Here is a 22,778-nt window from a genome sequence, read left to right as displayed (position 1 = left end):
TGATGTGACAAACATAATCGCTTAAGTGATAGTTACTCAAATAGAACAAGATAGGCTTGCTAAAGTGCAAGCCTATTTATTAAGCTAATCAATCTTAATAATAAAAATAAAGATTATTGTATTTAACCGAATGCGATAGCGATCAACAAGATCAAGGAGATCGAATGAGACCCTACAAACTCGCGCTGGCAATTGCACTCGCCGTAGTGCCTATGACCAGTGCAGTGGCTGCCACTACAAACACTGCAACACTGATTAAAAAAAGCCAGGCAGCAACAGGTTTCATTAATCTGTTTTATGACGCATCATCAGGGGATCTTTACCTCGAAGCCAATAAGCTCAACCAGCCATTTTTAATGCTAACCAGCCTCCCCCATGGCGTAGGCTCTAATGATATTGGTCTAGACAGAGGCCAGCTTGGTCGAACTCGCATGGTGCAATTTGAGCGCCATGGCCCTTACCTTATTTTAAAGCAGCTCAATACAGCCTATCGCGCTAACACTGACAACGTCGCCGAGCAGCGCGCCGTTAAAGAAGCTTTTGCCGAGTCAGTGTTGTGGCGTGGCAAGTTGGTTACGGGGAAGCGTAATCTTGTTGCGATCAACGATTTAGTGCTTAACGATCTACACGGGATCAGTGACGTATTAGAGCAAACCAAGCAAGGCAGTTATCAGCTCGACAAGAGCAAGTCACTTATTTTGCCTGAAGGGGTTAAATCCTTTGAACGTAACAGCGATATCGATGTGTTACTCACCTTCGACGCTGCCAAAGGCGGTGATTATGTTGCCCAGGTCACCCCTGATGCTAAGCACCTTTCGGTACGCCTGCGTTATTCATTTATCGCGCTACCAGAAGAGGGTTATCAAGCACGCGCTTATCACCCTTTAAGTGGTTACCTGTCTGATGAGTATTTAGATTATGGTACTCGTGTTGATGAAGATATTCGTCAGCGCTTTTTATTGCGCCACCGTTTAGAAAAAGTCACCCCTGGCAGTGCACCGAGTCAGGTGGTTAAACCTATTACTTATTATCTCGACCCTGGCGTTCCAGAGCCAATTAGAACGGCACTGTTAGAAGGGGCGAGCTGGTGGGAAGATGCATTTACTCATGCAGGCTTTATTAATGGCTTCAAAGTTGAGTTGCTACCAGAAGATGCCGATCCACAGGATGTGCGTTATAACATGATCCAGTGGGTTCACCGCGCAACCCGCGGCTGGTCTTATGGTTCAGCTGTTACCGATCCTCGCACCGGTGAGATCATTAAAGGTCATGTCACCTTAGGCAGTCAGCGCGTACGACAAGATCACCTTATTGCCCGTGGTTTAACCGCGGGTTGGGAAGACAGAGCCGCCGCCGGCGATGCGGCAATGGCGTTAGCGCTGGCACGTATTCGTCAGCTGTCAGCTCATGAGGTGGGTCACACCTTAGGGCTCGATCATAACTTTGCCGCCTCAAGTAACAGTAATGCCTCGGTGATGGATTACCCGCACCCTATGGTGGCAATCAATGGTGATAAAATCGATATCAGTAAACCCTACGACGAAGGTATTGGAGCGTGGGATAAATACACCGTGGCTTATGGTTACGGTGAATTTGCCGATGGCAGCGAGGCTCAAGGGCTTAGCAAGCTACGTGATGATGTGGCTAAACAAGGCCTAAGGTATATCGGCGAGGCAGACTCCCGTACAGCGGGAGCGAGTAATGCCTATGCTAGCCTTTGGGACAATGGTAATGATCCCGTTGCCGAATTAACGCGACTTGCAGCAGTGCGCACCAAGGCAATTAATGATTTCTCTGCCGAGGCGCTACTTGCTGAGCAGCCTCAAGGCGAGCTTCAAGACGCATTTGTGCCTATCTACTTGCTGACCCGTTTCCAGATTGCTGCAGCAGCCAAAATGATCGGTGGCACCACATACAGTTATGGCGATGGTATCGATGGACAAACGTGGCACTATGTTGCGCCAGCGATTCAGCAACAAGCGCTAGAAGTCTTGCTAGCAAGCTTGTCACCAGAAGCGTTAGTTGTGTCTGAAAAGCTGCAAGAAGTATTGGTGCCTAAGGCGGGTAACTATTACAAAACTCGTGAGAGCTTCGACTCAGGTCTAGGGGTGATTACCGATCCTGTGGGAATGGCTGAAGTACTGAGCCGCTTGACCGTGTCACAGATTTACACTCCAGAGCGACTCAACCGCGTCAATCAGGCGTATTTGAGCGATAAAGAGCAGTTATCAGTGACCAAGCTGACCGACAAGGTGCTTGCTGCAACCTTGTTTAGCGATATCCCTACAGGACCAGAGCTAGGGGTGTGGATGCGCGTTAATGCTGTCACGCTTGATAGCTTACTTAGTGCTTATCATAACGACAAAACCCGCCCTGAAGTCAAAGCGCAGTTAGCAGAGCGCCTAACTTATACGGTTAAGCAGCTTAAACGCAAAGCTAAGCGTGTGAGTGCTTATGAATCGGCGCACTTTGCATGGTTGCAGCATGGTGTCGAGAAGGGACTAACCGATGCTAAGGCTAAGTTAATCACTAAGCCGTTGGCATTGCCGCCTGGCTCACCGATTTAAGGCTGACTATAAGGTTAAAGCCTAAGATTCTGCTCTCAGGTTAAGGCTTAAAATTAAAAGACGCGAATTATCGCGTCTTTTTTATTGCTAAGCCAAAACTGTCAATGAGCAAGCGAGTTATACCAATCCAGTCATAAAAAGTTAATTACCTCAGAAGGTTATAAAGTCATCCTATCTGATAAAAGCTGAACTCAGATTTAGCCTTTTATGTTTCATTTGTATCAAAATGCAATATTTGCCTCTTTTTTGTTCTCTAAAACAGTCGGATCACGTAGACTGATTGTTAATCGAATGTAGGCAAATAAGATTGGAGTTGTAAATGAATAAGTTAACCAGCGTAGCCTTAACAGTAGCGATTAGCTGTATTTCCACCTCAGCAATGGCTGAGCGACCAGATTTCTCAAAAACAATAGCGGCAAGTGCCGATTATGATTTTTCAAAGAATATTCCAGCTAACCAAAAAAATAATATTCAGCGTGGCTCAACGCGTCATGACTTTTCAAAGCCACTAGCGGCAATGAATGAATATGATTTCGATAAGAATCCATATGCTAAAGTGACTCAGCATAAGCACTCATCGAGTCAGCATGACTTCTCTAAAACAGAGGCATTGCTAGACCGGACGCTGTAAGCGTTAGGCTTAACAGCAATGAAAAGGGCTACTGAACAGTAGCCCTTTTTTGTGGCTGAGTTTTAGCCGAGGCTCAGCTCTTGATACTGCTTAGTATTTGCTACTTATTTCTTACTGATTACTGATTACTGATTACTGATTAGTGCTTATGTTCTGCATCATCGAGCTGTTTGCCAAGACGGTAGGAGTCAATAATCCCAATGACCCATGCCAGAATAAATCCCATGGTAGCAATATTGATATAAAGCGCTTCATTACCAAGGGGCGCCTGGGTTACCGCACTATAGATCGCATTAAGCTCAAGTGGGATCTCGCCATTTAATATTTGCTGAGAGATGATCTGCGCGCGTTGATAAGCGTGCCAGAGTAAAAAACACAGGCTGGTTACAGTGGTGACCAGTAACACTTTACCCATGGCGTATTTCTTAAGATAAAAATGGCCACTGCCAGGGCAAATAAAGGCAGATAGAAGTGCAGCTTTTATGGATGTTTTCATGATGTATCTTGTCTGTTTCGTCGTGTTTTGAACAGGACTTAATGGATGAGCCCAATAGCGATCATTCTAGATCGATACGGCGGATCGCTTGCTGCAAAAAGTCGACTCTCTGTTGCAGCTTAGCTTTATGCATATCCTCTTTGCGATTGGCTGCTAACTGACTGTTGGCCCCTTGCAGCTCTTGAACTAACCAACCACGGATCATGACATAGTAACGCGAATCTGTGCCGTATTGGCTAATCAATTCTAGAGCGTCGGCTGAGGGATGTTGTATGGCGTTATCGAGGGATTTTACCATCACGCCAATGGCATACTCTTCAGACTGCAACGGCTCACTGGCCATCGTTGGGGTGGCTATGACTGCAACTAAGACTGTAACTATGACAGGGACCCGCATTACTTTAATTACGAGTGAAAATAAGGCTGTAACATTCATTTTATGAGCGCTCTTTCTTATCGTGATGGGCATAAACAGTAACAGTAACAGGCAATAGCAGGGAACACCCATAAATTTTTGTTTATGGGTGTTGCATCAATAACGGCTGGCACAGGGTGTTTAATTATCCATGGCGCCTTGTTCAATCCAATCTTTAATCACTTTAATCTGCTCGCTGGTCAGGGGTTTCCTTTGACCTTGGCTGGCGTGATCTTCATGATGCGGTGGCATCTGGATAGACGAGTCGAGCTGATGATCGATTGCGAGATAGAGCGTGCTCGATGTAGGGCTGTTAGCCACAACCACAGGCCCTTTGTTTGTACCTAGCATTAGGCTCGCGTAGCTATCGAGTATTAATCCTGAGCTTTGTGTGCCTTCACCCGTGGCTGAGTGACACTCAATACAAGATGCTTGGAAGATAGGTTGCACTTGATGTTTAAAGCTGACATTAGGAGTCAGGCCTAAAAAAAACACCAGAAAAATTAATGCAGACAGTAAGAGGATTTTGAGGGCGGTCATAATGACCTCCTTAAATACAAAAGTAATATAAAGCCGACTCACAGCCGAGTTTACAGTTACCTTAACTATAGTTGTTACTGCTAAATAACGTGTGTTAAGCGAAGGGGAACTGGAGCGGTAGCAGGCTTTATTGCGCTCAAGTTGATGCAGAATAATTTTTGCTGTGCAGCGATATGCCAGGCTAGTTGTTGTGAGCGACGACTGCCTAATCGGGCGTCACAATCAGGCCTAACGGCGCAAGTAGCTGCTCCTGTTGCCACTGATTAATCATGACACCTTCAAGGCTCACTACGCGCAGATCGAGTCCATCGAGTTCAACTCGGGTGATATTCGCACCTTGTAACTCAAAGCTGCCCCATTGTTCTGGCGAGAACTCGCCGCCGCTTAAATCGCTGCCTTTCATCGATGCGCCAGTTAAATTAGCGCCACGCCAGCGATTATCAAATAGCTCACACTCTTCCAGTAACATGCCGCCAAAATCGGCATAGGCTAAGTTACAGTTGGTGATATAGGCCGAGCAGAAATAGCTTTTCGGAGTGATGTAATTAGCAAAACTAGCGCGGCTAAAGTCGCTACCTTGTAGGTTAGACTCACGCATCTCAAGGCCGTAACAACGGGCCCCTTTAAAGATCGCCATACTCAAATTACAGTGTTTAAAGCTGGCATTGGTCAGGGTGGCGTAACTAAAGTCACAGCCCTTATCCTCACCTGGCACAATAAACTTACAGTGGATAAACTGGGCATCAGTTAAGTCGCTATGATTAAAGCGGCATTGATAAAAGCTGCAGCGCTCAAAGCGCGCATCTTGCAAGTCCTGATCAGAGAAGTCTTCATCATTAAAGATTTGGTCAACGGCGTGCATGAGCTGTTCCTTAGCGGTAAACGTTGCATTAACGATAGCCTCTGCAATTGGCATTTAGCATTAGCGTTAAGCTTGGCTAACAGTGATATCGGTTTTCTCTGGCTCCGAGATCCGTGTCGCCAAAATATAACAGGCAATACCCATAATCGCGTTAGTAATAGGTAGCGCTAAGAGCAAACCTTTCACTCCACCTAAATATGAGCCCAGCGCCGCTAACGGCAGCATGATTAAAAACAGACGGCACACGTTTAAGATAAGTGAACTCATCGGCCTGTGATAGGCATTAAGCGAGGTCGCCACTAAAATCACAATGCCCAATGGGCCATAGGCCGCAGGCATCACCAAGATATAAAAGGTGAGCCACTCAATGACCTGCGGGTCGCTACTAAATATCTCAGCTAGCGGCTTGGCTAAAAACAGCAGCGGCAGATACAGCAAGGTTTGAAATACCAATACGAATTTAAGTGACAACATCAGTGCGCCGCGGGCACGCATGGTTTGCCCCGCGCCCAGGTTTTGCGCCACAAATGGCACTAGGCTAGATGACAACGCCATTACTGCAATCAGCATTACCGACTCTAAGCGAGTTCCGGCACCAAAGGCCGCCACCGCGCTGTGGTCGATACGCGCTAACATGGCCATAATAATGGCATTGGCTAACGGGTTAAGTAAGTTCATCATCGCTGCAGGTTGAGCAATATGCGCCAGCTGCTTCCAGTTGCATTTCAGGCGAGTAATGTTGAGTTCAACAAAGCCGACTAAGTGGCGCTTAAAAATCAGTAGATGAGTCGACAGTGACAGCGCCACCACCCAAGAGATCACCGTCGCAATCGCCGCACCCTCAATCTCTAAGCGTGGGAATGGCCCAATACCAAAAATCAGTAATGGGTCGAGAATAAGGTTGATTAATGCCGCGAGCATCATGATTTTTGCTGGAGAACGAGTATCCCCTGTGGCGCGCAGGCCTTGGTTACCCACCATTAGCAGCACCAGTAGTGGCGCCCCTAAGTACCAGATAAACATATAGTCATGAATAAGCGGTAAGCTGGACTGGTTGGCACCAAGCAGGCTAAATAGCGGGTCGATACACAGGCTGCCGAGTAGAGCGATAAAGGCAATCAACAAGAAGGTCAGCATTAATGCATCGTGTAAAAACACCTTTGCTTTATCTGCATGTCCGCCGCCAATCAAGCGCCCTAGGTTAGTCGATACTCCAGCGCCAATACCGATAGCAATACTTGAAATAATCAAGGTCACGGGAAAGGTAAAACTGATCGCCGCTAAGGCTTCGGTGCCTAATTGGCTGATAAAAAAAGTGTCAACGAGGCTGAACCCGAGAATGGTTAAAATACCAATCAGGTTTGGAAGGCTCATATTTAGCAGTACACGACCAATTGGCTGAGATAGCAGCCCGTGTCTGTCTTTCATAGGGAACTCTTGCCTAGTCTTTACTCGGAGGGCGAATTCTATCAGGATTGCCACAAATTTTATCCGGCTGGGTCAAAAAAATCGGATTTATTTTGTAAATGGGGCTTGGAACCGAGCACATTAACCCCCATGTATCGAACATCAAGCGACAGTTTTGGTTTTACTTAAGTGAAATCGAGTAAAGTCGTTACTATCTTTAAAAGCCTGCAGATAAGTTAGGCATAAAAACAATTGGAGTATCCATCGATGAATATTCGTCCATTACATGATCGTGTCATAGTTAAGCGTTCAGAAGTTGAATCAAAGTCAGCGGGTGGCATCGTGCTAACAGGCAGCGCAGCAGAGCAATCTAGCCGCGGTGAAGTTCTTGCTGTAGGCAACGGACGTATTCTTGAAAACGGTACTGTTCAGCCACTTGACGTTAAAGTTGGCGACATCGTTATCTTCAACGAAGGTTACGGTGTAAAGAAAGAAAAAATTGATGGTGAAGAAGTGCTAATCCTTTCTGAATCAGATCTAATGGCTGTAGTGAGCTAATTCACTCCATTTAGACATTTTCCAATACTGATGCGTGATCGAGCGACTGGCCAACAACGCATTAGTCATTTCAAAAGAATTTAAAGGACATTAAAGATGGCAGCTAAAGAAGTATTATTTGGTAATGACGCACGCGTAAAAATGCTAGCAGGCGTTAACGTTCTAGCTAACGCAGTTAAAGTTACCCTAGGCCCAAAAGGTCGTAACGTTGTACTAGACAAGAGCTTTGGTGCTCCACTTATCACTAAAGATGGTGTGTCAGTAGCAAAAGAGATCGAACTAGAAGATAAGTTCGAAAACATGGGCGCACAAATGGTTAAAGAAGTTGCTTCTAAAGCCAACGATGCAGCCGGTGACGGTACTACAACTGCAACAGTACTTGCGCAAGCAATCGTAACTGAAGGCCTAAAAGCCGTTGCAGCAGGCATGAACCCAATGGATCTTAAGCGCGGTATCGACAAAGCGGTAATCGCTGCTGTTGCCGAGCTTAAAAACCTATCTCAAGAGTGTTCAGACACTAAAGCGATTGCTCAAGTTGGTACCATCTCTGCTAACTCAGACGAGTCAATTGGTGAAATCATCGCAACTGCGATGGAGCGCGTAGGTAAAGAAGGCGTTATCACTGTTGAAGAAGGTCAAGCACTAGAGAACGAGCTAGACGTAGTTGAAGGTATGCAGTTTGACCGCGGTTACCTATCTCCATACTTCATCAACAAGCCAGAAACTGGCAGCGTTGAACTAGAAAGCCCATTCATCCTTCTAGTAGACAAAAAAGTATCTAACATCCGTGAATTGCTACCAATCCTTGAAGGTCTAGCTAAAACAGGTAAGCCACTGCTTATCGTTGCTGAAGACGTTGAAGGTGAAGCACTAGCAACACTAGTAGTAAACAACATGCGCGGTATCGTTAAAGTTGCTGCTGTTAAGGCACCAGGTTTTGGCGATCGTCGTAAAGCAATGCTACAAGATATCGCTATCCTAACTGGCGGTACTGTTATTGCTGAAGAGATTGGTCTAGAGCTTGAAAAAGCCACTCTAGAAGATCTAGGTACTGCTAAGCGCGTTATCATTACTAAAGATGACACAACCATTATCGACGGTAACGGTGAAGAGGCTCAAATCAAGTCTCGCGTAGCACAGATCAAAATCCAGGCTGAAGAATCTACGTCAGATTACGACAAAGAGAAGCTTCAAGAGCGTATGGCTAAACTTGCAGGCGGCGTAGCCGTAATCAAGGTTGGCGCAGCGACTGAAGTTGAAATGAAAGAAAAGAAAGCACGCGTAGAAGACGCACTACACGCAACTCGCGCAGCGGTTGAAGAAGGTGTGGTTGCTGGTGGTGGTGTTGCACTAGTACGCGTAGCAAGCAAAATTGGTGAAGTAGAAGTACTTAACGAAGACCAGAAGCACGGTGTGATCATCGCACTACGTGCAATGGAAGCGCCACTACGTCAAATCGCTACTAACGCGGGTGAAGAAGGTTCAGTTGTTGCTAACAATGTGAAGAACGGCACGGGTAACTACGGTTACAACGCAGGTAACGACACATATGGTGACATGCTAGAGATGGGTATTCTTGACCCAACTAAAGTAACTCGTAGCGCGCTACAGTTCGCCTCTTCAATTGCCGGTCTAATGATCACAACCGAGTGTATGGTTGCTGAAGTTAAAGACGATGCAGCTGATATGGGCGGCATGGGCGGTATGGGTGGTATGGGCGGTATGGGTGGCATGGGCATGTAATCTAACTGGTTAAAATCGTTTATAGCTGCGTTACCTTGCCACTCGTTTAAGAAAGCTAAACGTCGTGGCAAGAAGCCTTGCTCTAAAGCGATTTTTCCTGCGTTAGAACGTAAAGCCTATGTTGGTCTATAGCCTAAAAACTTAAAGCCACTTCTTGTAAAAGAATAGAAAAACCCGAGACTGGCAACAGTGTCGGGTTTTTTAATGCATGAAATTTAGCAGGATAAGCTATCGGGCGAGGTTAAGCAGAAAAGTGTAGTCAGTTACACTTTTAGGGTGTTTGATGGCAAGCCTTGCTCAATAGTGTATGAAACTACACCTTTGGTGTTGTTCGATGTATAAACCTGATTAAAGTGTACGTTGTTACACTTCTATGTTGAATAATCGAACATTCAGGGCTAAAGTGTAGCAAGGTACACTTTTAGTTAGCATTACGGAATTTAGTTATGGGCTCTTCACTCGATCAACACTCATTGGGCTTACAGGTTAAACAAAGCCGTAAGCAAGCGGGGCTGACTCAAGAGGTGGCGGCCATGTTGTGTGGTGTCACTAAAAAGACCTTTATCCGAGTAGAAAAAGGTGAAGATGTTTATATCTCTACAGTGTTTAAAATCCTCGATGGTTTAGGTATTGCGATTGTTGCGAAGCAAAACAGTAGTGACAACGCGAGTGGGTGGTACTAACAGATGGCCACGGCTAACAAGCTTGTTTTAGACATGCACCTTGGTGAGCAAATTATCGGTGAGTTGTCGTTCGATACCGCAACTGAGGTATTTTCGGTTAGCTACAGTAATGCTTGGCAACAAGATGGCTTTCCAATTTCCCCAATGATCCCACTTAATGGCACAGGCAGCAGTAATCAAATCTCAATGTTCTTGGTTAACTTGCTGCCCGAGAACAAAGGGCTCGACTATCTGGTTGAATCGCTAGGTGTGTCTAGGGGCAACACCTTTGCGCTTATTCGTGGCATTGGTTTAGATACCGCAGGTGCAATTGCCTTTTCCCTCAAAGGAACATTACTACCTCAGACGTCATTCAGAGAGATAAGCGATGCTGAAGTCATTAAGCGCCTCGAAGATCCAGATGTTTGGCCAATGGAAGTGTGGGATGGTAAGCCAAGGTTGTCGGTCGCTGGTGTGCAGTCAAAACTGAATCTGTTCTATAACGGTGAGGCATTCGGCTTTGCTGATGGCGCGCTTTCGTCTACGCACATTTTGAAGTTTGAAAAGCATCAGCATTTAGTCATTAATGAATTTCTGACCATGCGCTTAGCTAAAGCTATATCGATGAATGTAGCCAATGTTGATATCAGTTACTTTGGCCAATATAAAGCGCTATGTGTTGAGCGTTTTGATCGCCGCTATTTGCCAGATGAGCAAAAAGTGCTGAGACGGCATATTATTGATAGCTGCCAAACACTCGGCTTTAGCGTTAACAAAAAGTATGAGCGTAACTTCGGTACTGGCCGTGATGTAAAAGATATCCGTGAGGGCGTTAGCTTTGCAAGGTTATTTGGTTTAGCGAGTCAGTGCAGTAATCCTGCGGCTGCTAAACAAGATATGCTGCAATGGACGTTATTTAACTTACTTACCGGCAATGCCGATGCTCACGGTAAAAACTACTCATTCTTTATGACGCCCACAGGCTTAGAGCCTACACCATGGTACGACTTGGTGTGTGTCGCGCTATACGATGAATTTGAGCAAGAGTTAGCAATGGCGATCGATGATGAATTCGATCCAAATAAGATCTATGCCTATCAGTTAGCCTCGTTTATCGAAGATATAGGTTTGCCAAGAGCGCTGTTGGTCAACAACCTAACTCAAATGGCCACCAAGATAACCCAAACCATAGATGAGGTTATCGCTATGCTGCCAGCGCTTGATATAGATGAAACAGCATTTGTCGATGCTTATAGAAAGCAGCTATTGGCAAGGTGTGAACGCTATTTAGCTATGGCGCCTGAAATCAAAGAGATTGAGTTGTAGTTCGCCTTGCTCTAACACGGTTTATCAGGCGCAAAATTAGCCAAAATGTCTGCTGGTCTATTGAAGCCAATCGAAAAGCCAATCGAAGACACCCATTCTTAATGGCATGTTTTGCAGCCTCTTACTAGGCTTTAGGTATTGCTTAAGTAGGAGGTTGTTATGCCCCGTGCAAGAAGTACCTTAATTAGTCTTGAAGATACGCCTTATTATCATTGTTGTAGCCGAGTTGTTCGCCGTGCCTACCTGTGTGGTGAGGATAAATATACAGGTAAGAATTATGACCATCGTCGTGGTTGGGTTGAAGCGCAAATACTCAAGTTAACGGAGGTTTTTGCGATAGATGTTGCGGCCTATGCGGTGATGAGTAACCATCTGCATGTAGTGCTTTATATTGACCTTGAAATGGTGAACAGTTGGTCAGATAGAGAGGTCGTTGAGCAGTGGCACAAACTGTTTAATGGTACTGATTTAACACAGAAGTTTGCTAAAGGTGATGTGATAGAGGAGTGCATGGTAGCCGCACTCAAACACCTTATCGCGACTTATCGCTCACGTCTGAGTGATATCAGCTGGTTTATGCGCTGCCTCAACGAACCTATCGCTAGACAAGCCAACTTCGAAGACAATTGCACTGGGCATTTCTGGGAAGGACGATTTAAGAGCCAAGCCTTATTGGATGAGGCTGCTGTGCTAGCTTGTATGGCTTATGTAGAACTCAATCCTATTCGGGCCAAAATGGCGAGGAGCCCGGAAGAGTCTGATTACACCAGCTTGCAGTTAAGAGTTAATGCTGCTCTTAAAGGAAAACAACCCGATAAGTTATTGTCGTTTATTGGTAATGAGAGGGAGCGCCAACCAAAAGGCATTCATTTCTCGCTGCAAGATTATTTAATGCTTGTAGATGAGACTGGCCGAATCATTCGTGATGATAAACCCGGTGCTATTTCTCCTAGTGCTGAAAGGCTATTGAATAGACTTAATATTCCAAGTGAGAACTGGGTCAAGCTTGCTACAGATTTTGGTAAGTTGTTCCATGGGCCAGTTGGTTCGTTACAGGAGTTAACTGACTACTGTGAACATCTCGAAAAAAGGCGACGGCACTTTGTCGGAAGTTGTTACGACCTCAGATAAGTAAATCCGTTAAACTCAGCAATTCCATGTTATTAGCAGCCTAATATTCTATGTTGTCTTTCTTCGTCCAAATTTCATCATTTTAGCGACTAAACAATAACTTTTAAGACTTTTCACCCATTTTATCTGAATCAGATGACAACTGACTTGCCCTGCAAGTAGCATTTTTAGGACGGTTAACTATGTTATTGATTAATAATGGGTGGCTGGGTTTTAGTTCAATAAGTAGGGGTTTCGTTTGTTCACGCTTAACCCAACCCAACCCAACTATGATAAATGGCATGTTTTGCTGCCTCCCTTGTTCAAAGTAGAAGTTATTGGTTACTTATGGGTGGCGATGACTTTTTGCATTATTGATTATTAATGTGTGGCAATGGCTTTTGGGATTACAATAGCGGCGCAAGACAAGGTTGGACTAAATAGTCACTTATGCTCATATTCTCAGGTAGTTTGGGTATAGATACATAAGCTTGTTAATTTTTAGGGCGTAGATAAACTCATGGCCCTTTTTTGAGATATACATTAGTGAGGGTTTAGCATGTCTAAACAAGATTATTACAGCGTGCTAGGTGTTTCAAAGGCCTCCTCAAATCAAGAGATAAAAAAAGCCTATAAAAAGTTAGCGATGAAGTACCATCCCGATAAAAACCCTGATGATGCTACAGCAGAAGTAAAATTTAAAAGTGCTAAAGAAGCGTATGAAGTACTGACCGACACAGATAAGCGTCGCAAATATGATCAATTTGGTCATGCCGGGCTTGAAAACAGTGGCCAGGGTGGGCGTCATTACAGTCAAGATGGATTTAACGACATGTTTGGTGGCGGATTTAGTCAGCGTGAACGTGGATTTGGTGGCCAAAGCTTTGATGGCTTTGATTTTGAAGATATGTTTTCTCAATCAAGAGGCGGACAAAGTCGAGTGCAAAAAGGCCAAGATAAAGAGTTTGTGTTCACTGTAGACTTTGTTGATGCGGTGCAAGGTGTTGAGAAAGTCGTTGAATTACCGGTTAATGGCGAAACTAAAAAGATAAAGGTTAAGATCCCTGCTGGTATTAAAGACGGTGAAAAAATACGTTTCACCGGCAAAGGTAGTGCTGGTCTGCATGGTGGGCCCGCTGGTGATCTATTGCTGACTATAGCAACCCGCGAACATGCGTTTCTTGAGCGCGAAAACAACGATCTAATTTATACCGCTAGCGTCGATATGGTGATGGCGGCATTGGGTGGCGAGCTTGAAGTTAACGTATTAGATAAGCGTTTTAAGCTTAAAGTGCCTGCAGGGACTCAACCGGGACGTAAGTTCAAGATAAAGGGTAAAGGTGTTACGGATCGTAAGGGGGCGACTGGTGATTTGTTTGTGAAAATTAAAGTTGAAATCCCGCAGGATCTAACTGAACAGCAGCGTTCATTACTGGAACAATTTAAAGCGTTAACGGAAGTGAATACACTTTAAATTGGCTGTGCACTGAGCCATATTACATAAGTGCATAAGCCTAAATTTGAGCATGTCAAACCCTCTACTTATCGCTAAGTAGGGGGCTTAGTTTAATCATAACTTTTAAGCTAATTTAAATATTGGTAATAAATATTGGTAATAATAGGGGCAGAGTAAATCGCCTCGTCTCTAACGCACTCGTTATCCACATTCACAACCACACTCGTATTCATGGTAATTGAAGGTGGCGCTGTCTTTACTTTCTGTACCTTTTACGCTGCAATCGGCTATTACTCGGCTATTACTCGGCTATTACTCGGCTATTACTCGGCTATTACTCGGCTGATAATACTCGGCTGATATTTAACGGCTATTGCTCGGTTGTTAGTGTGCTAATGATTTAGCGACTGACATAAGCGGGTTGCTTGTTGGTAAAACCATTGCGTTTTAGTGCTATCAACGGTGCTTTGCCAGGCAGGCATTTTGGATATGTTATCTAACACTTTGTACACCGATTGCAATTGTTCATCATCAAGAGGATGTTTCTTATTGCCAATTTTAAAAGATATCTCGGCTATTACCGGTGTATTTTCGGGAGGACGACTCCAGATGGTAAGGCTAAATTTCAGCTTGTGTTTACCAAGTTTAAGCTTGAGTCCTTCGTACACGGCTTGCTGCGTTTGTTGCTGGCTTAGTGGTTTTAACTCCAGCGCACCTAATACTTCAAACTGAGGCCGCTGAGCTAAGGCTGGGAATAATTGTGCTAGTAAATTGAGGTTGTTGGGCACCGCGTTAATAGCCTTAGAAGAGGCGATGCTATAGATAGTACGTAGCTTTGGTTTCGCTATGACATCTGCTTGAAATTCACCAGCCATCATTAATGGCGATTGATAGAGTGATTGTTCGTTGTTACTGCGGAGTTTTAAGGTTAACTGCCACTGTTCATGATGACGACGGTGGCGCAGTATTAGCCCATTTCGCTTCAAGTGACACCCTTTAGTGTCATAAAAATTGATGAGTCCATGATCGCTAAGGGCTAGTTGACCTGATACCTCTCCAAAGGAGGTGAGCAGTGAGATTAACGCTTGCTGGTAATCCAGTATTGCCTTGGGGGATTTAAAAGCAGATGCAGGCAATAATTGCTTAAATTCATAAGATGCCGGTACGGGATCGTTAGCATAAGAGTTGAAAGCTATAAGGCAAGTTGCAAGCGACAGTATCAAGCGTTGGAATAGTCTCATGAGCGTTAGTGGTGTCCGTATTCTTGATTCTTGGTGGGTGCTCTGGTCTAACTTATTTAAGACATAGTGAATGACTTTTATTACAGATAAACAGGTAAGGGTAAACTTGCTATAAGCGCTAAATATCCCCTCTGTCCGCCGTCACTGTTAGCTATTCAGTCCCTAGGCGGTGTTACGTTTCTTCAGCCGCGTATTCTTACTATAGCTTTCTATTTCGGCATAGTTGCTAGGCTTGTGCCATTGTCGTGTTTTTAGTGCACCGCTTACTGTTGAAGCGCCCATCTCTTGAGAGTATAGATTTGCCATGTTGTGCATGGCAGTATAATTGTCTGATTCACCGCACTGGCTACAACGCAAGCTTATCTAGCTATCACCAGCTGCAATGTTGTCTTTCACAAGGAACGCCATCATTATCGCCATCCATTTGAGTGCCGGGACAGTTTTTAATGTAAAACGTGGCTTCGGCACATGAGCGCATCTGGCTGCAATGGGTTTTACCTGTTTCACAGCGAAACTGTGGCTTGCTGATAACTTTATTTTCAGCAGCACTTACTCTAGTGCTTAGTCCAGTGCTCGATGGTTTTGCGGGTAACTCCCACTGCATGTTTTCAATATCATCATTGGTGAGCACTATGGTTTCATTCATCTGCTGATACTTGCTGTAACCGACAGCTGCTACAACGATAATGAGTGGGATAGCTAGCTTGCTCAAAAAGCTGGGTTTAATTGGGCGTTGGTTTTGCTGTGGCGAGTGGCTTCTATGTGTGTTGTACTGATTATGCTGGTTATTAATAGGCTTGTTAGCTGATTTGCTCGCAACGATAGCCACGCCTTCAATATTGGCTTTTACGGCTTTGATTTTTCCGTCGCGCTGCCACTCTGAGACATAGTTGATTTGGTCGCCCACAATGGGCTTGCGCGCCATATGCTTTAATACCGATATATGAATAAATATATCGTGAGCACTGGCGCTCTCTGGCTTGATGAAACCAAAACCTTTCTCTTCATTCCAACGAACAAGCGTGCCTCTGTCCATGAGCATTTTGTGTTACTTCCTTTTTTTTACATCAAGTTATCGTTAGCTATTTCTCTGCACATGTTTGAGTGCAGCTTGTAAGGCTTCATAACGGAATAAGAAGGTATTGGCGTTTGGCAGCGAATCAATCACATGAAACTTATTAAGCTGCTCTTGTGTTTGCGGGTTAGGGCACAGTAGAAACACTTCACAATTAGCGTCTTGCGCATCTTTAATCGCATTTTCCAGTGCTAGCCCTACGGTGACATCTATCATAGGGACGTCGGTTAGATCGAGGATCATGGCCTGGTAATCACCAATACTGGCATGTTGACGCGAAATGGCCTTTGAAACACTAAAAATCATTGGGCCTGATAAGTATAAAAACAGCAGTTTATTATTGGCTTGATCAAGTAAATCGCGTTCACTTGGCGTGAGGGGGACATCATTTTGGTCGGCATCACTTATTGCTTTAACTTGGCGGGCTTGCTCTTGGCTTAAGCGCTCAATGATCAGAATATTAGAGATAAACACGCCTAATCCCACTGCCACAATCAAGTCGACAAATACGGTCAATAACATCACGCCGTACATGATCGCCATGCCCTGCATACTGACTTTGTGAGCGCGCTGAATGAAGCTCCAATCGAGAATATTAAAGCCGACATAAACGGCAATACCCGCCAATACCGCCATGGGAATAGGCTCTGTTAGGCTGCCTGCGACCAGTACTACTAAGGCTAATACTGCTGCACGGGTCATGCCTGATAGCGGTGAGCGTGCACCGACTTGAATATTGGTCACGGTTCCCATTGTTGCACCAGCACCTGGCAGCGCACCGAACAAACCTGAAATCATATTTGCTAACCCTTGACCACGTAACTCTTTGTCAGAGTCGTGCTCTTTACGGGTTAGTGAATCACCGATAACGGCGGTGAGTAAGGTATCGATGCTGCCGAGCGTGCCAAGCACTAACGCATCAATCACCATGGTCATAAAGATGTCTGAATTGATGTGAGGCAGGACTAAAGAGGGTAAGCCCGCTGGGATTTCACCAATGCGGCGAATGCTATCTGTGTCGAATAATATTATTGATAATAAGGTGACCGCGACTAAAGCAACAAGCTGTGCTGGGACGTATTTGCGATATTTTTTTGGAAAAAAGAATAAGGTTGCTAGGGTCAGTACACCTAAAAATAGTTCGCTGAATTTGACGTTGGCTAAGGTGGTCGGCAGCGATGTGAGTGTGCCTATCACTCCGCCAGTAGGAGCGGCGTGTCCAAGCAGTGGTGATAGCTGCAAGATAATTAAAATAACGCCAATGCCAGACATAAAACCAGAAATGACGCTGTAAGGCATTAAGGTGACGTACTTGCCTAATTTAAGGGTGCCGATCAAAAACTGAAATGCCCCGGCCATCATGACGACGGTAAAAGATATCGCCATCCCTGATTCAGGATATTTTGCCACCATACTGGTTAACACGGCAGTCATTATGACCGTCATTGGACCGGTAGGCTCAGAGATTAAGGTTGATGAACCGCCAAATAAGGCTGCAAAGAAGCCAACTAAAATTGCCCCCCACAGGCCTGCTTCTGCACCCGCTCCTGAGGCAACACCAAACGCCAAGGCCAAAGGTAACGAGATAATCGCTGTGGTTACACCACCAAATAGATCTCCTTTAACACTAACATCCTTAAAGCGCTCTCTAAACAAGACTGTAACCTCTTAAGCTGATAATTCGCGTGACTTTAACAAATAGTGAACCCTTTTGCATAGTACAAAGTGGGCGAATGGTTAGCAGAGTGGGGCCGGGTTTGACTCTCAATATAAGATTTTTATTAAGCTCCTTAGCTCGGGAGCCAACAGCCTAGCGCTGCGAGTGATTGGGAAATATTCTTATAGTGCGTCATACTCTTTAAGTTAGGCTTTTATCTTCATTTAGGACTCAGTAATGGCTAAGTTATTATCATCACAAATACATGATGTTGTTATGAAATTCATCCCTAAATCGATTCAAGAAAATATTTTCATTAAATCCCTGCTTGCTGGTGCCACGGCAATTGGTATTTTACTATCGGTGCCAGCTTTTGCTCCTATTGGTACGGTTGGTGCTACGGGGTGGATTATTGTGTATGCGGTGACTGGAGGTACCTTCTCCTATGAAGCGATATCTAAAGCCTGGGAAGCTTGGAAACATAAGTCTGAAAGTGAAAGAAAAGAAGCCGATGATAAACTTAAGAAGCTTAAGCAGTTGCTCGATGACGCTATGATTACCGAAGATGAGTACAAGGAGCGGGCGAAAGCATTAATTGACGATCTCATTGACTAAAAGCGGTCGTGGCAGGCTCACCCTTCTATCAACTGGCATAATCCAAAGTCAATTAACCCAGAGATATATTAACCAGGATAGATTAACTAAGCTTATTAGCTTGGACGCATTATTTCATCGGAACGTTGATATTACTCTTAATCGCCGTGTCGTTTGAGGGGCTTGATTGTTATTCACAAATACAGATTAACTGCTTGAAATCACTTTCAAATTGAAATAATTCACTATTGCCTAATACTTACTGCTACTTTCCTATTACTTGTCTCGATTTTATTCCTACTTTCGTATGTGTTAAAATATCGCCCCTTTTACAGCCTCAACCTTTACAAAGTCGCTATAAGTCTTTGCAATAGCCGAGGAAAATTCACCGAATCAGCTTAAAATAGGCCGCACTAAACGGTGCTCATTTAATGGCTGACGACGATAAAAGTGAACACTACATGTCGAATTTGACACAATCTGTCGATCGAAAATCAACAGATGAAAATTACCTTGCGGCTCATCCACCTGAGCGCAGTGTTTCATATACTTCTAACGCCTTTGCCAGCCCAGTACTCTGGTTAAGTGGCGGTTTTCTCGTTCTGTTCGTACTGCTTGCTGTTTTCGATACCTCAGCTCTATCCAGCATTATTCAAGTTGGATTCTCAAAAGTGACTCAATGGTTTGGCCCGTTTTGGCAAATTTTATTGCTGGCTAACTTTATTATTGGTCTGTACTTAGCTTTCGCCAGAACTGGCGACGTCAAGCTCGGTAATCGCAACACCCCAGAAATTGATACCTTCAAATGGTTGGCCATTGTTCTATGTACCTTATTAGCGGGTGGCGGTGTATTTTGGGCGGCAGCAGAGCCGATTGCCCACTTTGTTTCTTCGCCACCTTTTTATGGTGAAGCACAAGGTCGCACATTAGCAATCAATGCGTTATCACAATCATTCCTCCATTGGGGCTTCTTAGCGTGGGCGATACTCGGCAGCTTAGCGGCGATCGTGTTGATGCACTTGCACTACGACAAAGGCTTGCCATTGCAACCGCGCACTTTGCTGTACCCCATTTTTGGTGACAAAGCGCTTAATGGTTGGATCGGTACCTTAACCGATACATTTTGTATTATTGCTGTGGCCGCGGGCACGATTGGCCCAATAGGCTTTCTTGGCCTGCAAATTAGCTATGCGCTCAATGCACTTTTTGGTGTGCAAGATACCTTAATCACTCAAAGTCTAGTGGTACTGTTTGCCATCGCCATGTATACCTTGTCGGCATTAAGTGGCCTAAGCCGCGGCATTCAACTTATCAGCCGCTACAATATTTTACTTTCTGTTGCACTGATCATCTTCATTCTATTATTTGGCCCTACCAGCTTCATCATTGATGGTTACATGCAGGGCATGGCGAGAATGGTGAATAACTTTGTGCCTATGTCTCTCTACCGAGGCGATGCTAACTGGCTCAGTTGGTGGACGGTGTTTTTCTGGGGCTGGTTCATTGGCTATGGTCCTATGATGGCAATCTTCATTGCACGAATTTCTCGCGGACGAACCATACGTCAATTGATCCTTTCTATATCGGTTATTGCACCGCTTATCACCTGTTTCTGGTTTAGTGTTGTGGGGGGCTCTGGCCTTGCGTTTGAGCTGACTAACCCAGGGGTTATTGCGAATGCTTTTGAAGGTTTTAACTTACCGGGCGTATTGCTAGCGATTACTTCGCAGTTACCAATGCCAACGCTGATTGCGATTTTGTTTTTGATCTTAACCACTACCTTTATTGTCACCACGGGTGACTCGATGACTTATACCATTAGTGTGGTTGTTACGGGGTCTACCGAGCCGAGTGGCGCGATGCGTGCATTTTGGGGGATATTGATGGGACTCGTTGCTATCGCATTGATTTCAATGGGAGCTGGTGGAATTTCTGCCTTGCAATCGTTTATTGTGATCACCGCCGTTCCGGTGTCATTTGTCTTGTTACCTTCGCTGTGGCAAGCACCCAAAATGGCTAAAGCGATGGCGGAGCAACAATTTGGTAAAGCACCACTAAGCTCTCGCTAATCATGCACCAATAAAGTCATTCGCAAAAATGCGGCAAAGTCAGCCTGAGTCAATTTTTACTTTAAAGCTCGATGCTTAATAGTGTCGGGCTTTTTTATCGTGAAATTGAAAATCGATAGTGTAATATGTTGCTGTTTCAGAGGAAGGAGTCGAATATTTAGCCGTAAGCAGGTATATTTTATGTCGGTAAGTGGGTATGTTGTTGATTTGTTTAGAAGGCAACAGGCTCTCTAGCGATTGAAGCTAGTTTAAATATTGATGTAAAGGAACGATATCACTATGGCTGTAATCTCAGAAATCAACAAGATGGTAATCAACCCGGACGCGCGCATTCAGGTGCTGCAGTTAGCAGACTCTGAGCATTTGATTTGGGTTATTGATGATTTTATCGCTGATTTTGAGTCCTTAGTCGATTACTGCGAGAACAAAGCATATTTTAACCCGCAGGGCGCCGACGGAACGCTGTTTCCTGGTGTGCGTGATGAAATGCCCGCTAGCTATTATCAATCTTTATCAGCTCTACTAGAATTGTTGGCGCTGCAACCTCAAGGTGAGTGTTTTAAGCAACACCAGATTGCTAAATGCTGGCTATCTAAAGTCACTTTGACTCCGCAGCAATTAACCTCAAAGCAAAAGATGCCTCATTTTGATTCTTTGGCTGATCATTCAATGGCGGCGGTACATTACCTCAAAGGTAACCATCTGGGGGGAACGAGTTTTTACCGTTATAAACATAGCGAAAAACTAAATCTCTCATTTGATGATAAAGAGATGATTTTGGACATGGTGGAGAAAGTTGAACAATCGGCAGCTGCACGTTCGGGGTATATTAATGATACCGATGAGTTGTTTGAGAAGGTGTTTTCTGTTGACGCTAAACCAAATCGGTTAGTGATCTATTCTGGCAATATTCTCCATAGCGCAAATATCACAGACCAGGTCGAGTTTGATAAAAAAGCGCTTAATAATCGAACCTCAGTAAACTCATTTTTTAACGTCAGCGCGTAGAGCTTCTACCTCTTGCCTAAACCTTGTTTGCTTAGATAAAACTACTTCTGCTTGAGCCAGTTTAACTTTGCTAGATATTGCTGCTGGTTTTGCGGCAACTCGGCATACTCTAAAGCGAGCTTGATAGAGTTTTTGGCCGACACGTTTTGGCCTAACGCATATTGCGCTTTTGCTAAGTCAAAATAGGCTTTGTGGTAATACGGAGTGTTCTTTAAAAACTTACGGAGATAAATTTCCGCACTTTTAAAGTCGTCATTGGCAAGTGCATCTTGCCCTATCAGGTACCAGTCATAAGGCGAAGAGTCTTGTAGGCTCAACAGCTGTTGTTTTACATTCCTTGCTTGTTCAGTATTTCCCTGTTTTGAAAGCAGATAATGATAATTGCTGAGTAAGCTTATTTTTGAGTCAGACACAGCGAGCCCATAACGATAAAGTGCATCAGATGTTACTACATCTCCCTTACGGCGATGTACAATCGCCATCATATTGATCAAGGGAGCATATTTATCATCATATTTAATTCCTTCGCTTAATAAGCTATAGGCTAAATCAAGATCACTATCGAGTAAGGCGTCTGCCGCGAGGTTCCGATAAAGCATCGCTATAAATTGACTGTTATTGGCAATTTTACCGACGCGATCATAACGACCTGGGAAATAGTCCAGTATTAGGTAGTTTCTAGTCGAAAAATAAAAGCCCTTATTTTCTTTTTCGCTGCCACTCTTTTCATAAAGAAAAGTGCGTACATGATTCGATGTTACAGCGAAATCAGCGGTAATATCTAACAGTAGTGGCTCGGTATGCATAACTTGAAATACAGTCTCTACACCAAGCTCTTTTGCTACGGCGTAACTCAATAAAGCTAATGACATGCAATTTCCACCCACCTTATCCATGGCATTTCTGGCGGAATAGTTAGCACCTTGGTAATTAAAATTAACTAACCTTTTAGATAGATATTCTGATACCTGCTTATGTCTGGGAAGCATGGCGATAGCTTTTTGACTCACGAATTGATGAATGTCATCAACTTGTATTTTTGTCAGTGACACTAGATCTTCATATGTTGGGACGCTATGGCCCGATACGTTAAAAAGCTGATGATTGGTTTGTGGCAACTCAGGCAGTTTTTGCGAATGCTGTGGCGGAACACTTGAGCAAGCAGATAGTAAGTATAATATTGCTACAGTGAAAATCCATCTCATGGTACAGCTCCATTGTTTTTGGTATCGACAGTAACTGGCTATTGCGCTAGGTCAATTTAACACCACTATAGCCATTATTGGCGATATAAACGACAGCTATCGTTCCTATGGGGGCTTTTAGGCGAAAAAAAAACTCTTGGGTGAGTCATTACATGG

Annotated in this window: 20 protein-coding genes; 11 read left to right on the top strand and 9 right to left on the bottom strand. The window is 44.4% G+C overall.

The window, feature by feature from the left end; translation table 11 throughout:
* The first annotated feature begins 164 nt into the window (after positions 1-164).
* Together ACVBIU_RS05560 and ACVBIU_RS05555 are read left to right on the top strand one after the other, a co-directional pair.
* The gene (locus ACVBIU_RS05560; protein ID WP_447163268.1) at positions 165-2,567 is read left to right on the top strand and encodes a zinc-dependent metalloprotease; all 2,403 of its coding nucleotides are present in this window, start codon (positions 165-167) and stop codon (positions 2,565-2,567) included.
* Between the two features lie 319 nt (positions 2,568-2,886).
* Entirely contained in the window at positions 2,887-3,198 is a 312-nt protein-coding gene (locus ACVBIU_RS05555; RefSeq protein ID WP_447159714.1) for a hypothetical protein, read from the top strand.
* Positions 3,199-3,337: 139 nt separating this feature from the next.
* Here the strand turns inward: ACVBIU_RS05555 and ACVBIU_RS05550 are convergent, their stop codons facing one another.
* The 5 genes from ACVBIU_RS05550 to ACVBIU_RS05530 all read right to left on the bottom strand — a co-directional run bounded on the left by ACVBIU_RS05550 (position 3,338) and on the right by ACVBIU_RS05530 (position 6,939).
* Positions 3,338-3,694, bottom strand: a complete 357-nt coding sequence (locus ACVBIU_RS05550; protein WP_447159713.1) for a DUF6677 family protein — start codon at positions 3,692-3,694, stop codon at positions 3,338-3,340.
* A 61-nt stretch (positions 3,695-3,755) separates the two neighbouring features.
* Positions 3,756-4,130 (bottom strand): hypothetical protein, encoded by a 375-nt coding sequence (locus ACVBIU_RS05545; RefSeq protein WP_447159712.1) that lies wholly within the window; start codon positions 4,128-4,130, stop codon positions 3,756-3,758.
* A 120-nt stretch (positions 4,131-4,250) separates the two neighbouring features.
* Positions 4,251-4,649, bottom strand: coding sequence for a c-type cytochrome domain-containing protein (locus ACVBIU_RS05540; RefSeq protein ID WP_447159711.1), 399 nt, complete (start codon positions 4,647-4,649; stop codon positions 4,251-4,253).
* Positions 4,650-4,854: 205 nt separating this feature from the next.
* The gene (locus ACVBIU_RS05535) at positions 4,855-5,511 is read right to left on the bottom strand and encodes a Qnr family pentapeptide repeat protein (RefSeq protein WP_447159811.1); all 657 of its coding nucleotides are present in this window, start codon (positions 5,509-5,511) and stop codon (positions 4,855-4,857) included.
* Between the two features lie 66 nt (positions 5,512-5,577).
* Positions 5,578-6,939 (bottom strand): MATE family efflux transporter, encoded by a 1,362-nt coding sequence (locus tag ACVBIU_RS05530; RefSeq protein WP_447163267.1) that lies wholly within the window; start codon positions 6,937-6,939, stop codon positions 5,578-5,580.
* Positions 6,940-7,185: 246 nt separating this feature from the next.
* Here ACVBIU_RS05530 and ACVBIU_RS05525 point away from each other — a divergent pair, with 246 nt between their 5' ends.
* From ACVBIU_RS05525 to ACVBIU_RS05500, 6 genes are all read left to right on the top strand, one after another.
* Positions 7,186-7,476: a co-chaperone GroES gene (locus tag ACVBIU_RS05525; RefSeq protein ID WP_220782516.1), complete on the top strand. Its 291-nt coding sequence runs from the start codon at positions 7,186-7,188 to the stop codon at positions 7,474-7,476.
* A 96-nt stretch (positions 7,477-7,572) separates the two neighbouring features.
* Complete coding sequence (gene groL, locus ACVBIU_RS05520; RefSeq protein ID WP_447159709.1) at positions 7,573-9,219, top strand: chaperonin GroEL; 1,647 nt, start codon at positions 7,573-7,575, stop codon at positions 9,217-9,219.
* 446 nt (positions 9,220-9,665) lie between these two features.
* Complete coding sequence (locus ACVBIU_RS05515; protein ID WP_447159703.1) at positions 9,666-9,902, top strand: helix-turn-helix domain-containing protein; 237 nt, start codon at positions 9,666-9,668, stop codon at positions 9,900-9,902.
* Positions 9,903-9,905: 3 nt separating this feature from the next.
* On the top strand, positions 9,906-11,207 hold the full coding sequence (locus tag ACVBIU_RS05510; protein WP_447163266.1) for a HipA domain-containing protein: 1,302 nt from the start codon (positions 9,906-9,908) through the stop codon (positions 11,205-11,207).
* A gap of 159 nt (positions 11,208-11,366) precedes the next feature.
* The gene (locus tag ACVBIU_RS05505) at positions 11,367-12,338 is read left to right on the top strand and encodes a transposase (RefSeq protein ID WP_447159699.1); all 972 of its coding nucleotides are present in this window, start codon (positions 11,367-11,369) and stop codon (positions 12,336-12,338) included.
* A 538-nt stretch (positions 12,339-12,876) separates the two neighbouring features.
* A complete protein-coding gene (locus ACVBIU_RS05500; RefSeq protein WP_447159698.1) occupies positions 12,877-13,791 on the top strand; it encodes a DnaJ C-terminal domain-containing protein in 915 nt (304 codons plus the stop codon).
* A 374-nt stretch (positions 13,792-14,165) separates the two neighbouring features.
* Here ACVBIU_RS05500 and ACVBIU_RS05495 read toward each other — a convergent pair whose 3' ends face one another.
* From ACVBIU_RS05495 to ACVBIU_RS05485, 3 genes are all read right to left on the bottom strand, one after another.
* Positions 14,166-15,014: a hypothetical protein gene (locus ACVBIU_RS05495; RefSeq protein WP_447163265.1), complete on the bottom strand. Its 849-nt coding sequence runs from the start codon at positions 15,012-15,014 to the stop codon at positions 14,166-14,168.
* 370 nt (positions 15,015-15,384) lie between these two features.
* Complete coding sequence (locus tag ACVBIU_RS05490) at positions 15,385-16,056, bottom strand: excalibur calcium-binding domain-containing protein (RefSeq protein ID WP_447163264.1); 672 nt, start codon at positions 16,054-16,056, stop codon at positions 15,385-15,387.
* 36 nt (positions 16,057-16,092) lie between these two features.
* Positions 16,093-17,745 carry a SulP family inorganic anion transporter gene (locus ACVBIU_RS05485; RefSeq protein ID WP_447163263.1) on the bottom strand — a complete coding sequence of 551 codons (1,653 nt, stop codon included), beginning with the start codon at positions 17,743-17,745 and terminating at the stop codon, positions 16,093-16,095.
* A gap of 238 nt (positions 17,746-17,983) precedes the next feature.
* On the opposite strand from ACVBIU_RS05485, the gene ACVBIU_RS05480 reads away from it, so the two are divergent.
* From ACVBIU_RS05480 to ACVBIU_RS05470, 3 genes are all read left to right on the top strand, one after another.
* Positions 17,984-18,361 carry a hypothetical protein gene (locus ACVBIU_RS05480; protein ID WP_447159694.1) on the top strand — a complete coding sequence of 126 codons (378 nt, stop codon included), beginning with the start codon at positions 17,984-17,986 and terminating at the stop codon, positions 18,359-18,361.
* A 440-nt stretch (positions 18,362-18,801) separates the two neighbouring features.
* Positions 18,802-20,409 carry a BCCT family transporter gene (locus ACVBIU_RS05475; RefSeq protein ID WP_447159693.1) on the top strand — a complete coding sequence of 536 codons (1,608 nt, stop codon included), beginning with the start codon at positions 18,802-18,804 and terminating at the stop codon, positions 20,407-20,409.
* A gap of 279 nt (positions 20,410-20,688) precedes the next feature.
* Positions 20,689-21,417 carry a DUF6445 family protein gene (locus ACVBIU_RS05470; RefSeq protein WP_447163262.1) on the top strand — a complete coding sequence of 243 codons (729 nt, stop codon included), beginning with the start codon at positions 20,689-20,691 and terminating at the stop codon, positions 21,415-21,417.
* Positions 21,418-21,458: 41 nt separating this feature from the next.
* Here ACVBIU_RS05470 and ACVBIU_RS05465 read toward each other — a convergent pair whose 3' ends face one another.
* Positions 21,459-22,622: a tetratricopeptide repeat protein gene (locus ACVBIU_RS05465; protein WP_447163261.1), complete on the bottom strand. Its 1,164-nt coding sequence runs from the start codon at positions 22,620-22,622 to the stop codon at positions 21,459-21,461.
* Positions 22,623-22,778 lie beyond the last annotated feature (156 nt).

This window comes from Shewanella sp. 30m-14 (assembly GCF_052977125.1).
This window is presented reverse-complemented; position numbering and strand designations above follow the sequence as displayed.

What these genes read in the sequence shown, in the direction of transcription:
- ACVBIU_RS05560 (WP_447163268.1), top strand. Translation starts at nt 165, where the DNA reads ATGAGACCCTACAAACTCGCGCTGGCAATTGCACTCGCCGTAGTGCCT.
- ACVBIU_RS05555 (WP_447159714.1), top strand. Translation starts at nt 2,887, where the DNA reads ATGAATAAGTTAACCAGCGTAGCCTTAACAGTAGCGATTAGCTGTATT.
- ACVBIU_RS05550 (WP_447159713.1), bottom strand. Translation starts at nt 3,694, where the DNA reads ATGAAAACATCCATAAAAGCTGCACTTCTATCTGCCTTTATTTGCCCT.
- ACVBIU_RS05545 (WP_447159712.1), bottom strand. Translation starts at nt 4,130, where the DNA reads ATGAATGTTACAGCCTTATTTTCACTCGTAATTAAAGTAATGCGGGTC.
- ACVBIU_RS05540 (WP_447159711.1), bottom strand. Translation starts at nt 4,649, where the DNA reads ATGACCGCCCTCAAAATCCTCTTACTGTCTGCATTAATTTTTCTGGTG.
- ACVBIU_RS05535 (WP_447159811.1), bottom strand. Translation starts at nt 5,511, where the DNA reads ATGCACGCCGTTGACCAAATCTTTAATGATGAAGACTTCTCTGATCAG.
- ACVBIU_RS05530 (WP_447163267.1), bottom strand. Translation starts at nt 6,939, where the DNA reads ATGAAAGACAGACACGGGCTGCTATCTCAGCCAATTGGTCGTGTACTG.
- ACVBIU_RS05525 (WP_220782516.1), top strand. Translation starts at nt 7,186, where the DNA reads ATGAATATTCGTCCATTACATGATCGTGTCATAGTTAAGCGTTCAGAA.
- groL (WP_447159709.1), top strand. Translation starts at nt 7,573, where the DNA reads ATGGCAGCTAAAGAAGTATTATTTGGTAATGACGCACGCGTAAAAATG.
- ACVBIU_RS05515 (WP_447159703.1), top strand. Translation starts at nt 9,666, where the DNA reads ATGGGCTCTTCACTCGATCAACACTCATTGGGCTTACAGGTTAAACAA.
- ACVBIU_RS05510 (WP_447163266.1), top strand. Translation starts at nt 9,906, where the DNA reads ATGGCCACGGCTAACAAGCTTGTTTTAGACATGCACCTTGGTGAGCAA.
- ACVBIU_RS05505 (WP_447159699.1), top strand. Translation starts at nt 11,367, where the DNA reads ATGCCCCGTGCAAGAAGTACCTTAATTAGTCTTGAAGATACGCCTTAT.
- ACVBIU_RS05500 (WP_447159698.1), top strand. Translation starts at nt 12,877, where the DNA reads ATGTCTAAACAAGATTATTACAGCGTGCTAGGTGTTTCAAAGGCCTCC.
- ACVBIU_RS05495 (WP_447163265.1), bottom strand. Translation starts at nt 15,014, where the DNA reads ATGAGACTATTCCAACGCTTGATACTGTCGCTTGCAACTTGCCTTATA.
- ACVBIU_RS05490 (WP_447163264.1), bottom strand. Translation starts at nt 16,056, where the DNA reads ATGCTCATGGACAGAGGCACGCTTGTTCGTTGGAATGAAGAGAAAGGT.
- ACVBIU_RS05480 (WP_447159694.1), top strand. Translation starts at nt 17,984, where the DNA reads ATGGCTAAGTTATTATCATCACAAATACATGATGTTGTTATGAAATTC.
- ACVBIU_RS05475 (WP_447159693.1), top strand. Translation starts at nt 18,802, where the DNA reads ATGTCGAATTTGACACAATCTGTCGATCGAAAATCAACAGATGAAAAT.
- ACVBIU_RS05470 (WP_447163262.1), top strand. Translation starts at nt 20,689, where the DNA reads ATGGCTGTAATCTCAGAAATCAACAAGATGGTAATCAACCCGGACGCG.
- ACVBIU_RS05465 (WP_447163261.1), bottom strand. Translation starts at nt 22,622, where the DNA reads ATGAGATGGATTTTCACTGTAGCAATATTATACTTACTATCTGCTTGC.